Origin of the sequence: Arenibacter sp. F26102 (assembly GCF_023015865.1) — a bacterium.
Classification (GTDB): Bacteria; Bacteroidota; Bacteroidia; order Flavobacteriales; family Flavobacteriaceae; genus Arenibacter.
In genome coordinates this window covers 334,236-348,681 of record NZ_JALKBC010000004.1, presented here as the reverse complement: position 1 = coordinate 348,681, position 14,446 = coordinate 334,236, and the positions used below count along the sequence as shown (strand labels likewise).

General features: G+C 37.9%; 10 protein-coding genes. 3 read left to right on the top strand and 7 right to left on the bottom strand.

The window, feature by feature from the left end; genetic code table 11:
- Positions 1-95 precede the first annotated feature (95 nt).
- From MWU78_RS07645 to MWU78_RS07615, 7 genes are all read right to left on the bottom strand, one after another.
- On the bottom strand, positions 96-1,802 hold the full coding sequence (locus MWU78_RS07645) for a sodium:solute symporter (protein WP_246996589.1): 1,707 nt from the start codon (positions 1,800-1,802) through the stop codon (positions 96-98).
- Between the two features lie 125 nt (positions 1,803-1,927).
- A complete protein-coding gene (locus MWU78_RS07640) occupies positions 1,928-4,438 on the bottom strand; it encodes a PIG-L family deacetylase (RefSeq protein ID WP_246996587.1) in 2,511 nt (836 codons plus the stop codon).
- Positions 4,439-4,515: 77 nt separating this feature from the next.
- Positions 4,516-5,064 (bottom strand): mechanosensitive ion channel domain-containing protein, encoded by a 549-nt coding sequence (locus MWU78_RS07635; protein WP_246996585.1) that lies wholly within the window; start codon positions 5,062-5,064, stop codon positions 4,516-4,518.
- A 5-nt stretch (positions 5,065-5,069) separates the two neighbouring features.
- The gene (locus MWU78_RS07630) at positions 5,070-6,020 is read right to left on the bottom strand and encodes a septum formation inhibitor Maf (RefSeq protein ID WP_246996583.1); all 951 of its coding nucleotides are present in this window, start codon (positions 6,018-6,020) and stop codon (positions 5,070-5,072) included.
- 35 nt (positions 6,021-6,055) lie between these two features.
- Positions 6,056-6,643 carry a Maf-like protein gene (locus tag MWU78_RS07625; protein WP_246996581.1) on the bottom strand — a complete coding sequence of 196 codons (588 nt, stop codon included), beginning with the start codon at positions 6,641-6,643 and terminating at the stop codon, positions 6,056-6,058.
- 4 nt (positions 6,644-6,647) lie between these two features.
- Positions 6,648-7,175, bottom strand: a complete 528-nt coding sequence (locus tag MWU78_RS07620) for an HAD-IIIA family hydrolase (RefSeq protein WP_246996579.1) — start codon at positions 7,173-7,175, stop codon at positions 6,648-6,650.
- Positions 7,159-7,923, bottom strand: a complete 765-nt coding sequence (locus MWU78_RS07615) for a DUF2520 domain-containing protein (protein ID WP_246996577.1) — start codon at positions 7,921-7,923, stop codon at positions 7,159-7,161. The genes MWU78_RS07620 and MWU78_RS07615 overlap by 17 nt, the downstream gene beginning before the upstream one ends.
- A gap of 501 nt (positions 7,924-8,424) precedes the next feature.
- On the opposite strand from MWU78_RS07615, the gene ccsA reads away from it, so the two are divergent.
- The 3 genes from ccsA to MWU78_RS07600 all read left to right on the top strand — a co-directional run bounded on the left by ccsA (position 8,425) and on the right by MWU78_RS07600 (position 14,397).
- Positions 8,425-11,601: a cytochrome c biogenesis protein CcsA gene (ccsA, locus tag MWU78_RS07610; RefSeq protein ID WP_246996575.1), complete on the top strand. Its 3,177-nt coding sequence runs from the start codon at positions 8,425-8,427 to the stop codon at positions 11,599-11,601.
- 160 nt (positions 11,602-11,761) lie between these two features.
- Positions 11,762-13,171, top strand: coding sequence for an MATE family efflux transporter (locus tag MWU78_RS07605; protein WP_246996664.1), 1,410 nt, complete (start codon positions 11,762-11,764; stop codon positions 13,169-13,171).
- 53 nt (positions 13,172-13,224) lie between these two features.
- Positions 13,225-14,397 (top strand): PLP-dependent aspartate aminotransferase family protein, encoded by a 1,173-nt coding sequence (locus MWU78_RS07600; protein WP_246996573.1) that lies wholly within the window; start codon positions 13,225-13,227, stop codon positions 14,395-14,397.
- Positions 14,398-14,446: the final 49 nt, after the last annotated feature.

Sequence of the window (14,446 nt, the reverse complement as noted above, 5' to 3'; positions counted from 1 at the left end):
TTCTCGAATCAATTCATAAATATTTTAGATATAGATTGGATATACGAATTTTTCTTAACACGATAATACAGTCGAGGCTATTTATATTGGAATTATTATGCCTCTATCGGTGGATTCTTAAGTAGACGATCAAAACCTTCCAATATAGTTGCCAAAACTATTATTAGGCAACATCCGAAGGCATTTAACCATAAATAGGACATCCAATCATAGCTCCAACCAATAATTACAATGCATTGGGTAATTAAGGCGGCTACAAAAACGGCATTACCTTTTATAAATTTGAAAAAGAATGCGATTAGAAAGATACCAAGAACGTTTCCATAGAATATAGAACCAATAATGTTCACCAATTGGATTAAATTATCAAAAAGGTTCGCCACACAGGCTATGGAAATGGCTATTACGCCCCACAATAGGGTAAACAACTTTGAAACCTTGACATAATGCGCCTGGGTAAATTCTCCCTTCTTGTTTCTTTTGTATAGGTCCAAGGAAGTTACTGTTCCTAGGGCATTTAATTCCGAAGCGGTAGAGGACATTGCCGCTGACAGAATTACGGCCAGTAAAAGACCAATAAGTCCTTTTGGTAAAAAATTTAAAATAAAATGGATAAACACATAATCTTTGTCATTGGTCTCCACACTGTCATTTGCCATAGAAATTAAAGCTTGGGCAGCCTGTCTGTTTTCTTTGTCCTTATTATTGATACTTACAATGTTTTGCTTTGCATCTTCAATGGCATCGTACTCCTTAAGATCTAGGGCACCTGAGAATTTATTTTGGGCCATTCTTTTTTCTCCTTCCAATACCAAGTGTTCCTCTTCCAACAGCTTGTAATCTTCCGCATACGAAGATTCCATTATGGCAATGGTGGCAGCGGGATTGAAGTTGAGTGGTGCGTGGTTGAACTGAAAAAATATAAATACCATTACACCAACCAATAATATAAAGAATTGCATAGGTATTTTTAGCAACCCATTGAAAATTAGCCCTAATTGACTTTCGCGAACTGTTTTACCCGAAAGATATCTTTGCACCTGACTTTGGTCCGTTCCAAAATAGGCCAGGGCAAGAAATAGTCCACCAGTAATTCCGCTCCAAAAGGTGTAGCGGCTTGTGGTGTTTACACTGAAGTCCAAAATATTTAATTTATCGCTGGCACCTGCAATCTTAAGAGCTTTGCTGAAGGTAATGTCTTCCGGTAAATAACCAAGAATAAAGAAGAATGCGATGAACATCCCAGTCATTATAATAAACATTTGTTGTTTATGGGTGACACTTACTGCTTTGGTACCACCGGAAACGGTATAAATTATCACAAGAATACCTATTAAGATATTTAGGGTTCTTAAGTCCCAGCCCAATACGGCAGAGAGAATAATAGAAGGTGCGAAAATGGTAATTCCAGCAGCAAGTCCGCGTTGAGTCAAAAATAACAGTGCTGCCAGAGTCCTGGTTTTTAAATCAAATCTGTTTTCCAAGAACTCATACGCCGTGTAAACATTAAGCCTGTGATAGATAGGTACAAACACTATACATATTATTATCATGGCCAAGGGAAGTCCAAAATAAAATTGTACAAATCCCATTCCATCATGAAAGGCCTGACCAGGCGTAGATAAAAAAGTAATGGCACTGGCCTGTGTGGCCATTACGGAGAGACCTATGGTCCACCATTTGGCATCATGACCTCCAAGTACATAATCCTTAACATCTTTACTTCCCTTAGTTTTCCATACACCGTAGGCAACAATAAATAAAAGGGTTCCACTAAGTATGATCCAGTCTATTGTAGCCATATTAACGGTTTCCGGTCATTATTAAATAAAAAACAATTATGTAGATAATATTAAGTGCTAATACCACTGTATATTCCTTTTTCCAATCAAATTTTTCGAACATAAATATTCTTGTTATTTGTTTTTTATTTCTGGCTTTCCTGTTTTAAGGATAGCAAATTGGCAAAAAGTCTATACGCCCCAGTTACTCCGGCAGGTAACTCTCTAAAAAAACTTAATCCCGTATAAATATAGTTTCCCTTACCGTACGGTGCAACTAAAAGACTTCCATTTAATGCCGTTTCTCCCTCATCGCTCATAGAAAGTATGGGCGTGAATTCTTTGGACCATTGATCTGGGAAATATAGACCACGTTCCTGAACCCACCCATTAAAATCATTTTTGGTTATTTTATTTGGATAATTGACAACGGCATGGCTATTGGCCAGGATTTTAACGTCAGAAGTTTCATCTGTAACCCGATCGCGGGAAATGGATAAGGGGTAGGGGGCAAGGTTCTCCATATCCAACCCATTTCTTCCTGCCGTATTATACTGAATAATTAAATTACCGCCTTCCTTAACATAATCCAATAAATAGCGTTGTTTAAACTTCAATTCCTCCACAACGTTGTAAGCTCTTATGCCAACAACAATAGCATCAAATTTGTTCAAGGAACCGGCCTGTATGGAAATGGGATCTATTTTTACTACTTTATAGCCTATTTGTTCCAAACTTTCTGGAATCTCGTCTCCTGCACCAACAATATAGCCTATATTTTCTCCTGTTTTATTAATGTTAATTCGAACCACTTTGGTTTTTGAATTCAATAACACAGATTGTTTTGGAATATGGTCGTAGTCAATTTCGATCAGCTCTTTGGAAATTTCCTTTCCATTTATTTTAATTATGGGCGAAATGTAATTTTCATCTTCATATGATGGCGGAGTTACTAAAAAATGCAACGTTTGCTGATCTCCGTTTTTCTCTATTTCGAATGACTTAATTTCTTGATCCACCTTCCAGCCTTTGCCAAAACATATTTGTAACTCCCCTTTTACGTTGTTTTTTAAGGCTTTAATAGTCACCGGTATTTCTTTAGGCTCGGAAGTAGCAAAGATGACGACCTTGTCCTTAAAGCCAGCAGTAGCCTCGGGCAAAATTTCAAAAGGCTGGTATATTTCTCCTTTTTCAGGTTTGGAATATTTGTATACTACAGGTTTCTTAATTTTAATGGGAAAACCGTTGAATTCCATTTCAATGGTAACCTCAAAGGCCTTGGGAGTCTCAGGTTTGCCAATTAAATTTTGGTCCGTTACCTTATACATCCCAAGTGTGCCCTTGCTGTTTAACCAATAAGGACTGGTGTAGCTTGTATTGGCCGTAACTTCCAGGTCAATTTTTATTAATTCCTTTTTATTTTCCTTTAGAATTATGTTTTGGACTAACGGATTGTCATTGGTAATGGATACCGTTTTAAGGTTAATATTGGCCGCGCTTCTGTTTAAAGCTTCTAAATTTACCAGTATGTGGCTTCCTGGATAAGTATGTGATTCTGTAGTGGTGGCTTCCAAATAGAGACCACAAACCGACTGGATAATGTCTTCCAGCTCCTTTTTCTTGATAGCCTTCCAATGCTCGTCATTTATCTTCATTAAGGCCTTATATGCTTCAATAAGCTTGGATAAATGTTTTGAAGGTTGGGTAAAATCAAAATTCCGCTCTATCTCAAGTAAAATTCTACCAACCTCTTCACCTCCCTCAACTCTAGACCAAGTGGTATTTATTCCGTCGAAAATATTGGATTTGTCCTTGGGAAGGTCTCCCTTTAATAATTCTATATACTCATTCTCACTACCACGCGTGGTAAGCCTTCCAAAGCCTTGGCACAAGTGCTGACTACTGGCTAGCGATGCAATTTCGTTATTGGAAACACCCCTTAAAGGATAATAAACCCCAACATCTAAATCTATCATTTTGGATTTGTCCGCTTTTTGAAATTTGTCCTCACTGCCATAAAACCACCAAGATGTATTGAAAAAAAGTCTTTTAGGTTGCCAAACATCAGTGATCGTTAGTTGTTCCGGATAAATATTGGGATTATTGGCCAAATCAAAAGCCTCATAACTCAGCATGGCAGAGGAGGTGTGATGGCCATGGGTAGATCCTGGAGATCTATGGTCAAATCTATTAATGATGACGTCTGGTTTATAATTACGTATAATCCATATAACATCGCTCAATACAGCCTCCTTGTTCCATATTTTAAGGGTTTCGTTAGGGTGCTTGGAGTAACCAAAATCATTTGCCCTTGAAAAAAATTGTTCCCCGCCATCAATGCGCCTGGCAGCCAATAATTCCTGTGTCCGTAAAACACCCAACAATTCCCTTAATTCGGAACCGATTAAGTTTTGTCCGCCATCACCTCGTGTTAATGATAAATAAGCAGTTTTGGCCTTTACCTCATTGGATAGAAAGGAAATGAGTCTGGTATTTTCATCATCAGGATGTGCGGCTATGTAGAGGGCAGTACCTAAAAAATTTAATTTTTGAATGGCATGAAAAATATCCGAAGAAGTATTTTTTCTAGGTGCTTGCGAGAATAAAGGTTTACAGGTAAGCAGTATTCCTAAAAAGAATACCCAATAGAGGCGCATATAAATTTGTTTTAGTTGGTCCTCAAATATAGAAATATATAATCCGAGATGGTAATATTTACAACTTCTTTAACACCTTATAAGGCATCACTATTTTCCAAGGAATCTTCGTAGGTTTCCGCTAGAACAATTGCCTTCTGAAGCATCATGTTGTTGGGGTAGGTCAATAATTCGCCATTGGCCTTTCTGAGATGGACGTGAAAAGCCCTGATATCCTCTATTAAATAAACCTCTTCAGGCAATTCGACCTCTTTGTCCATTATTTTTATTTTATCCCCAATCCTAAAAGGAAATGAAAAAAACAGGATAACCCCGGCTGTTATATTGCTCAATATGGACCACTGTGCAAAAAGGGCGACACCTATTACGGCAAAAGCCGAGGAAAAAACTAGGCCGATATCCTTCATCTCCACTCCCCATATCAAAATTAATGCAACTATTCCAAAAGAGGTTAGGCCGGCGGTGGAGTATTTGATGATCAAACGTGTACGAACCTTGTTTATATCACTAATTTTCCCAACTTTCCTTATAGCTTTTGCTCCTAGATACTTTAATATCAGAAAAACCAACAAAGATATGCCCGTGCCCACCAGTTCATCTTGGTAATCTAAAAAAAATGCTTCCATAAATATTATAATCCTAAACTGTCGCGCAAAAATACATCACTATTTCTGTTTTCCTGCCAATAAGCCCGGTTTAATGTTTTTATTTTAGTTGCCTTCGTAGTAAGTGTTTGGGAATCGGGGCCAAATCCACTTTTGTAAGTTTCGGACCAATATTCTATTCCATACGGGAAGGATTTTTCAAAGGTAATGGCCAATGTCCTATCCAATTCCGGATAGGTAATTTTATAAGTTTGGAGATTTCCTTCGGTACTTAATTCCGCATTGGCAGTATAGGACTTTAATTCTTTGTGCGCCAGACGTAAATATTCCAATGAAGGTATAATAGATATGTTACCTTGAGGTAGATTGTTGGGATTTATCCTTATTTTATTCCAAATTTCGTTCTCTAAATCCGTTTTGTCCAACGTTAAGGTTTGGTCCCCATCGCTCTCAAAATAAGAAAAGGAGTTTACCTCAAATTTCTCCCTATTGTTCAACTGGGTAAATACCTGACCACACCATTCCTGTACCGAAGAGGTGAGTTTAATGGCATGTTGGTTGTCCGCTACCGGATAAAAACTACTGTTCATGATAGAGTAGGGGTAGATTCCGGTTAAGAATTTTTTGGTGCTATTCAACTTTAATACAGATACATTATCCGGATTTGAATTATCGGCCTTTACTTGCTTACTTGCCAAAAAAGGTTCTGTTACATATATTAAGACGGCATTCCCGTCCCTTAGTTCACCATAGCGGGCCTGTTCCAATTTATAGGAAGTTATTTCCGCTTTTCCGGCATACCAATAACTTTTAAATTCTTCCGACAACTGATTTTTTATCGTTGCGGTATTGGACATTTTTGCGTCGTTTGCTATAAGCGAAACGTTCTTGTTATTCTTTGAATTTTCCTTACAGGAATGAAAAACAACCAATAAAAATAGTACGGGTAAAAACTGGAATTTAAAAAGACGTTGCATAACAATTGAATTTTCATAAAATTATTCAAAATAAGCTAGCCTACCATGGCCATTAACGTTTTGTACACCAATTGGGTGGGCAAACCTACTACATTGGTATAGGAACCCTCAATTTTTTCAATTCCAATAAGTCCAATCCAATCCTGTATGCCATAACCTCCTGCCTTATCAAAGGGATTATAGTTCTTTATATAGTACCAAATTTCTTCTTCGGTCAATTCCCGAAACTTTACCCGGGTACAGTTATTTACGGTTCTTTGGTGGTCCTTGGTGGTAAAGCAAACTGAGGTAATTACGTCATGCCAATCATTGGATAGTGTCTTCAACATCCTAAAGGCATCATCTTTGTCTGCTGGTTTAGCCAAGGATTTATTCTTATGCCATACCACGGTATCGGATGTTATGAGGATATCCTTATTTCCTAACTTATTTTTATAACCACCGGCCTTCAATTCAGCCAGATAATCTGAAATTTCGGCACCCTCTAAATGGTTGGGATAGGTTTCCTCAATGTCAATTATATGTACATTAAAATCTATTCCCATTTCCCTCAGGAACTCTTGTCTTCTAGGAGAAGCCGAAGCCAATATTACCTGGTATTCGTTCAGTCTGGTTTGAGGCATGGCGTTAATCGTTCTTGGCGCTGAAATTCTCGGCCCAATGCCCTCTAACTTTCAGTACCTGTTCAATAACATCCCTAACACAACCTTCACCACCGTGTTTATGGGAGATGTATTTGGACATTGCCTTTACTTCCGGAACGGCATTTTGGGGGCAACAGGGTATGCCCGCCAGTCTCATTGGGGGAATATCAGGGATATCATCGCCCATATAAAGTACATGCTGTGGGTTTATATTGTAAATATCCAAATATTCATCAAAAGGATCTATTTTATGGTGGGCGCCCATATGAATATCGGTAACTCCCAATCCCCTTAAACGCAATCTTACCCCTTCGTTGGTTCCGCCAGAAATAATACATACATTATAACCCTGTTGAATAGCCACTTTTACGGCATAACCGTCCTGAACGTTCATTGTTCTTAGCATTTCCCCTTCCGTTGTAATAATAATTTTGCCATCCGTGAATACCCCGTCTACGTCAAATACAAAGGTGGTGATGTCTTGTAGCAGTTCCTTATAGCTTCTGTCCATATTTTTCTTTTATCGATTTGCTTAACAAGCTGTAAATATCCTGATAATTTTTATTTTTAAGTTGATTTAAATGGGATTCCATCGTCCTTATATCATTTCTTTTGGCCGGTCCGGTTTGAGCATCGAATGGGGCCAAACAACCCATTTTTTCTACAGTTTCCTTTATCAAAGGGGTTAATATGCTAAAAGGCAAATCATTGTCAGCACAAATTTCACTGGCAATGGTAAAAAGATGGTTGGTGAAATTATTGGCAAAAACAGCCGCCAAATGAATAGATTTTCTTTGTTCTGAAGATATTTCATGAATCTGTAAAGAGACCTGTTGAGCCAATTTTTGCAATTGTTTCAAGTCCACTTCATTTTCGGCTTCTATACAGATGGGTACAGTTTTAAAATCTATTGGTTTTCCTTCACTAAAACTTTGAAGGGGATAGAATACCCCTCTTCTTGATTTATTGCCAAGAGCAGCAATAGGTACACTACCAGAAGTATGCGCTACTAAACCGTTTTTACCATTCAGAAATTGTGCAACTTCGGCTACCGAATCATCACTTACCGCTATGAGGAATATATCGGCATCTAATATTTTTGAAAAATCCGTACTCGTGTCGACCTTATCTTTAAAATAGGAAAGTTTATGCTTATTACGGCCAAGGACTTGTAGCACATTTATTTCTTTATTACCCCAAAAGACATCGAATAAATGCTTGGCGACATTGCCAGTTCCCAATATTACAATTGATATCATAGTCAAAAGTAAATATTATATCAAAATTTAAGGGTTATGGACGATAAGTTTTTTGAAGGATATACTTTTTAAAAATCCAACTGAGGACCTTAAATTCAATTTATTTACCAAGATTGGCAACATTATTGGTTTAGTTCAAGTTCATTCCGTTAAGACCCTAAGTTCCCAATGCAGAACATAATGTTAATCCTAACACTCCGTCCAATAAGTAAATCATTCAATATAATTAGTAACACAATTACCCAATAATGCATCCAATTTAAAACAGAAGGTATGTTTGGAAGCCTTTATCAATAAATTTTATTTAAAATAATAGGCAAAAATGTAATGTCGTTTCCCATTGGCCCAATGTTAAAATGCCCTAGGGGAACTAAGCCCTAAAGTAGGACTGAAAATTCTTCAATTTATATAAATACAAATACTCAATTAACAAAAGATTTAATATTTAAACCCTTATAAAAATGTATTTTTGCATGTTTAAATCAAACCTTTCTTACCATAATGATTGAACTTCTTAAAAAGATATTCTTTTCCACCCGTTTAACCGCCGTCTTATTTATTGTTTTTGCTACTGCCATGGCCTTCGGTACTTTTATTGAAAGCTGGTATAGCACCGAAACCGCAAGAATCTGGATATACAATGCCACATGGTTCGAGGCTATTATGGTATTTTTTGTTATCAACTTTGTGGGTAATATTTCACGATATAAGTTATTAAGAAAGGAAAAATGGGCGGTATTAATGTTACATCTTTCATGGATTTTGATCATTCTAGGTGCCTTTGTCACCAGATACATAAGTTTTGAAGGCATGATGCCTATTCGTGAAGGAAGCACGGAAAACGTTTTTTATTCTGATAAAACTTACCTGACCGTTTTTGTAGACGGGGAAATAAACAACGAGCCCAAACGTAAAATTTTGGAAGATGATATTTTGGTAACCTCTGAAGCCATAAAATCCAATTTACCTTGGAATTCCGATTTTAATGGACAGCCCTTCACCATATCCTATGCGGGATTTATTGATGGGGCCAAAGAAGGATTGATCGAAGATGGGAGCGGAAAGGAATACCTGAAAATTGTTGAAGCTGGTGATGGTGAGCGCCATGACCATTATTTGGAAAGTGGAGAGGTTACCAGTATTCATAATGTGCTATTTTCCTTGAACAAGATGACCGAGGGGGCCATAAATATTATTGAATCGGAAGGTGAGTATCAAATAAAATCACCCTTCGAAGGTCAATTTTTGAGAATGGCCGACCAGTTTCAAGGCACTTTGGTAAAGGATAGTCTTCAAACTTTTCAATTAAGATCTTTATATACCACTGCAGGAATGCAATTCGTAATTCCTGAACCAATTATCAAGGGCTCTTATGGTGTTATTGCAATTCCGGAAAACGAAAAAACGCAAAATGATCAAGATGCATTAATAGTGGATATTACGGCCAACGGGGAAACAGTACGTAAAAAATTATTGGGAGCTAAGGGCATATCCAATTTTTCAGGAGAGTTTAATGTGGGAGGGTTAGACTTCAATCTATCCTACGGCTCCAAGGTGTATACATTACCTTTTGGTATTAAACTGAATGATTTTATAGCAGAAAAGCATCCAGGAACGGAGAATAGCTACGCTTCCTTTATGAGTAAGGTTACTATAGAGGACGACCGTCCTTTTGATTATGACATATACATGAACCATATTTTGGACCATAAGGGGTATCGTTTTTTTCAAGCTAGTTTTCACCCGGATGAAAAAGGTACCGTTTTATCCGTAAACCACGATTTTTGGGGTACATGGATAACTTATATAGGCTATTTCCTATTATATGCCGGGCTTATGGGTATAATGTTTTTCGGCAAGACGAGGTTTAAAGATTTAGGTGCTTCTCTGGAAAAGCTAAAGAATAAAAGAACTAAGTTGGCAGTGTTGTTTGTTCTTGGTACTAGTTTAAATATGATGGCACAGGACAATGTGGAGGCAGATAGTCATGCGCATGACAATACCCCTACAGCCAAACAGGTAGATTCATTATTACATGCTATAACCCCTTCAAAGGAGCATGCTGCAAAGTTTGGAAAGTTAGTGATTCAAGATGCTGGAGGGCGTATGAAACCCATAAATACGTTTTCCTCCGAACTATTGAGAAAGCTTAGTCTCAAGGAGAAATATACGGATTTTAATTCTGACCAAGTATTTCTATCCATGATGTTGAATCCAACTGCCTGGTACTATGCAGAATTTATTGCCCTTGATAAAAAAGGGCAAAACGACAGTATTCGCAAGATTATAGGCCTCGAACACGGTAAGAAATTTGCCAAGGCTACCGATTTTTTTGATGAAAAAGGTCAATACAAATTAACGGCCTATCTTCAGGAAGCCTATGCAACCAACACCCCAAACCAATTCCAAAAGGACTTTAAGAGTTTGGATGAACGTTTGGTACTATTGAATAGGGCTCTGGGAGGTGAAATAGTTAAAATTTTTCCATTGCTGAATGATGAAAATAACAAATGGATCTCAGCTGTGGAATATAGGGGAGGGCAATATCAGGTATCGGATTCCTTGTATGCCAATTTCATAAAAAATGCAGTACCCTTCTACTTAATGAGCTTGGAAAAAGCAGTGAACACCGGAGACTATTCCGAAGCCGATAAATTGTTGGCCGCGTTTAAAAAGAATCAAGAAAATCACGGTAGCGAAATATTGCCTTCAGAAAACAAAATTAAAGCGGAAGTTTTCTACAATAAGGCAGACATATACAATAAGCTTTATAAGTATTACGCCCTGGTAGGTTTGTTGATGTTTGTTCTCCTTGTATTTCAAATTATTAAGGACAGGAAAGCACTTCGATTTAGTATTGCTGGCATAAAGACATTGATTTATGTGTTTTTTATTCTGCACACCCTTGGATTGGTGATGCGATGGTATATTTCCGGACATGCGCCATGGAGCGATGCCTATGAAAGTATCCTATACGTTTCCTGGGCCACTCTTGGCATGGGGCTCCTATTCAGTAAGAAGAGCGATATGACGGTGGCGGCAGCTACTTTTGTGACCGCTATGTTGTTATGGATTGCCCATCAGAGTTGGGTAGACCCCTCCATAGCCAATCTTGTGCCGGTGCTGGATAGTTATTGGTTGATGATACATGTGGCGGTAATCGTTGGTAGTTATGGCCCCTTAACTGTGGGAATGATCTTGGGGTTGGTGAGTCTGCTCTTGATTATTATGACAACCGAAAAGAATAAGAAAAAAATGGAACATAACATTAAGGAGCTCACCATAATTAATGAGTTATCCTTAACGGTAGGTTTGGTTATGCTGACAATTGGTAATTTCTTGGGCGGGCAATGGGCCAATGAAAGTTGGGGCCGCTATTGGGGATGGGATCCAAAGGAAACTTGGGCCTTGATTTCCATAATGATCTATGCTTTTGTAATCCACACAAGATTAATTCCAGGTTTACGCGGCAAATGGTTGTTCAATTTGTTGAGCGTCGTTGCTTTTGGCAGTATAATGATGACTTATTTCGGAGTTAATTTCTATTTGGTTGGTCTGCACAGTTATGCCAGCGGGGCACAGGTTATTACCCCAACCTTTATATATTATACGGTTTTAGGTGTAGCGGTAATAGGAGGTATAAGCTATTGGCGAAACAAAAAATACTATGCCAAGTAATTTTATAAAATTTAAAAAATAATGCATATTGGTGGCATTATGAAGTAAAGGAATTATGTTTTTTATAGATGTGAAATCAATGATTTGTTAAATCTAAAATTAGATTTCACAAATCATTGAGTACGTTTATTTTCTTCGTTTAACATAATTTTCTTTAATGATGGGAAATTCTAATAAACTAACGCTACCTAAATTATATAAGCATTTTGTAATTGCCGTAACCGGCAAGGAATTCGAATTTACTTCTGGCAGTATTCGAAAGGCAATTTTTATGCTGTCTATTCCAATGATATTGGAAATGTTGATGGAGTCAATTTTTGCCTTGGTCGATATTGCATTTGTAGCAATGGTTAGTGTCAATGCCGTAGCTACAATAGGTCTTACGGAATCAGTAATTACATTGATATATGCCATGGCCATAGGACTAAGTATGGCCGCAACAGCCATTGTGGCGAGGAGGGTAGGGGAAAAAAATATTGAAGGTGCTAGGGAATCTGCCGTTCAGGCAATTTTATTGGGTATCGCGGTTGCACTTATCACCGGTATAATTGGGGCTTACTATGCAGAAGAAATCCTTGGACTAATGGGGGGAAGCCAGGAAGTAATTGCGGAAGGTAAAGGGTATACCAGCTTAATGTTGGGAGGCAACATTACCATTTTACTTTTATTCTTAATAAATGCCATTTTCAGGGGTGCAGGTGATGCCTCTATTGCCATGTGGACTCTAGTTCTTTCCAACGGACTTAATATTATACTTGATCCTATTTTTATTTTTGGATGGGGACCAATTCCTGAATATGGGGTTATGGGCGCAGCAATTGCCACCAACATAGGAAGAGGTTCTGCTGTACTATTTCAATTGGCAATTCTGTTTTTTGGTTGGAGCCGTATAAAATTACAGATAACCGATATAGTTATTAAATTTAAGGTGATGACAAACCTCATAAATGTCTCACTTGGGGGAATAGCACAATTCTTGATTGGCACCTCCAGCTGGATTTTTCTAATGCGAATAATCTCTGAATTTGGAAGTGAAGTCCTTGCGGGCTATACCATAGCCATCAGGGTAATAATGTTTTCCCTTATGCCCTCGTGGGGTATGAGTAATGCCGCCGCCACCTTAGTGGGTCAAAATTTAGGCGCAAAACAACCAAACAGAGCTGAAATATCCGTTTGGAAAACAGGAAAGTATAATGCCATTTTTATGTTTTTAGTATCATTGATATACCTCTTCTTTGCGAGAGACATAATTATGTTCTTTAATACTACTCCTAAGGTAGTTGAATATGGAACATTATGTCTACAAATAATTGCTGCAGGATATGTGTTCTATGCGTATGGTATGGTATTAACACAGGCATTTAATGGTGCTGGAGATACTAGGACTCCTACCAAAATAAACTTTTTGATATTTTGGATATTTCAACTTCCCATGGCCTATCTCATAGCTATAACCTTTAATTATGGGGCGATCGGAGTTTTTATTGCCATTGCTGTGGCAGAAATTTTACTGACTATCATAAGCTATATATTGTTTAAACAAGGAAAATGGAAAGAAATTCAAGTATGACCTATTTTTGTAACTTTATGCACCATTATTCATTATCAATTTAAAACGATAGAATGAAAAAGCAAAATAAGGGCCTTAATACCATCTGTACCCATGTTGGTCAGTTGGAGGACAAGGAATTTAAGGGGGCCATTTCCCCATTGTATATGGGTACCGCATATGCCTTTGAAGATATAGACGTTAAACGTTACCCCAGATATTTCAATACTCCCAATCAAGTAGCCTTGGCTAAAAAGATCGCTGCTTTGGAACATGCAGAGGCCGCGTTGATTTTTGGCAGCGGAATGGCCGCAATAAGCACCTCATTATTGGCATTTCTGAAAGCAGGCGATCATATAGTACTGCAAAAGATTATTTATGGTGGCACTTATAATCTCGTGGTTGAGGAATTTGAAAAGTTTGGGATATCTTACTCTTTTACCGATGGTTTTAAATCTGATGACTTTGAATCTAAAATTCAGGAAAACACCAAGGTAATTTATATTGAGACCCCATCCAATCCATTATTGAACATTACAGATTTAAAGGCAGTGGCCGACCTTTCAAAAAAACATGGTATAGTATCCATGATCGATAACACTTTTGCCAGCCCTGTAAATCAAAATCCCATTGATTTTGGTATAGATATAGTAATCCACAGTGCTACAAAATATATGGGTGGACACTCCGATATATGTGCAGGTGCTGTGACTTCTACGGAAGAGTATATGAAGCGTATCTTTCATTTGGCTAAAAATTTTGGGGGTAGCCTTAGTGATTACACGGTTTGGTTACTGGAAAGAAGTATAAAGACCATGGGGATAAGGGTAAAGGCCCAAAACGGGAATGCACAACGTATGGCAGATTATCTGTATGGTCATAAAGATATTTCGGCCGTATATTATCCTGGTTTGCCCTCACATCCGGACCACGACATTGCCAGGAAACAAATGAACGGCTTTGGAGGCATGCTGTCATTTGAGTTAAATACCGATTTTAACGCCTCTAAATTTCAAAAGTCCTTAAAATTGATAAAACCTGCCATGAGTTTGGCTGGAGTAGAAAGCACTGTGCTTTCACCAACCTTGACTTCCCATTCCCTTTTGAGCGCAGAAGAGCGAAAACGACAAGGAATTGCGGATGGTTTAATCCGTTTTTCTGTTGGAATTGAAGAAACAGAGGATTTAATTGCCGATATTGAGCAGGCTTTGGAAATAGTAAGGAAGGAAAGGGAATTGGCCGTTTAGTTTCACATACACCATAATATTCAGAGGCAACAAACAATTGATAAAAGAG

Excerpts from the sequence above, each read along its gene's own strand:
- MWU78_RS07645 (WP_246996589.1), bottom strand. The coding sequence starts at position 1,802 with ATGGCTACAATAGACTGGATCATACTTAGTGGAACCCTTTTATTTATT.
- MWU78_RS07640 (WP_246996587.1), bottom strand. The coding sequence starts at position 4,438 with ATGCGCCTCTATTGGGTATTCTTTTTAGGAATACTGCTTACCTGTAAA.
- MWU78_RS07635 (WP_246996585.1), bottom strand. The coding sequence starts at position 5,064 with ATGGAAGCATTTTTTTTAGATTACCAAGATGAACTGGTGGGCACGGGC.
- MWU78_RS07630 (WP_246996583.1), bottom strand. The coding sequence starts at position 6,020 with ATGCAACGTCTTTTTAAATTCCAGTTTTTACCCGTACTATTTTTATTG.
- MWU78_RS07625 (WP_246996581.1), bottom strand. The coding sequence starts at position 6,643 with ATGCCTCAAACCAGACTGAACGAATACCAGGTAATATTGGCTTCGGCT.
- MWU78_RS07620 (WP_246996579.1), bottom strand. The coding sequence starts at position 7,175 with ATGGACAGAAGCTATAAGGAACTGCTACAAGACATCACCACCTTTGTA.
- MWU78_RS07615 (WP_246996577.1), bottom strand. The coding sequence starts at position 7,923 with ATGATATCAATTGTAATATTGGGAACTGGCAATGTCGCCAAGCATTTA.
- ccsA (WP_246996575.1), top strand. The coding sequence starts at position 8,425 with ATGATTGAACTTCTTAAAAAGATATTCTTTTCCACCCGTTTAACCGCC.
- MWU78_RS07605 (WP_246996664.1), top strand. The coding sequence starts at position 11,762 with ATGGGAAATTCTAATAAACTAACGCTACCTAAATTATATAAGCATTTT.
- MWU78_RS07600 (WP_246996573.1), top strand. The coding sequence starts at position 13,225 with ATGAAAAAGCAAAATAAGGGCCTTAATACCATCTGTACCCATGTTGGT.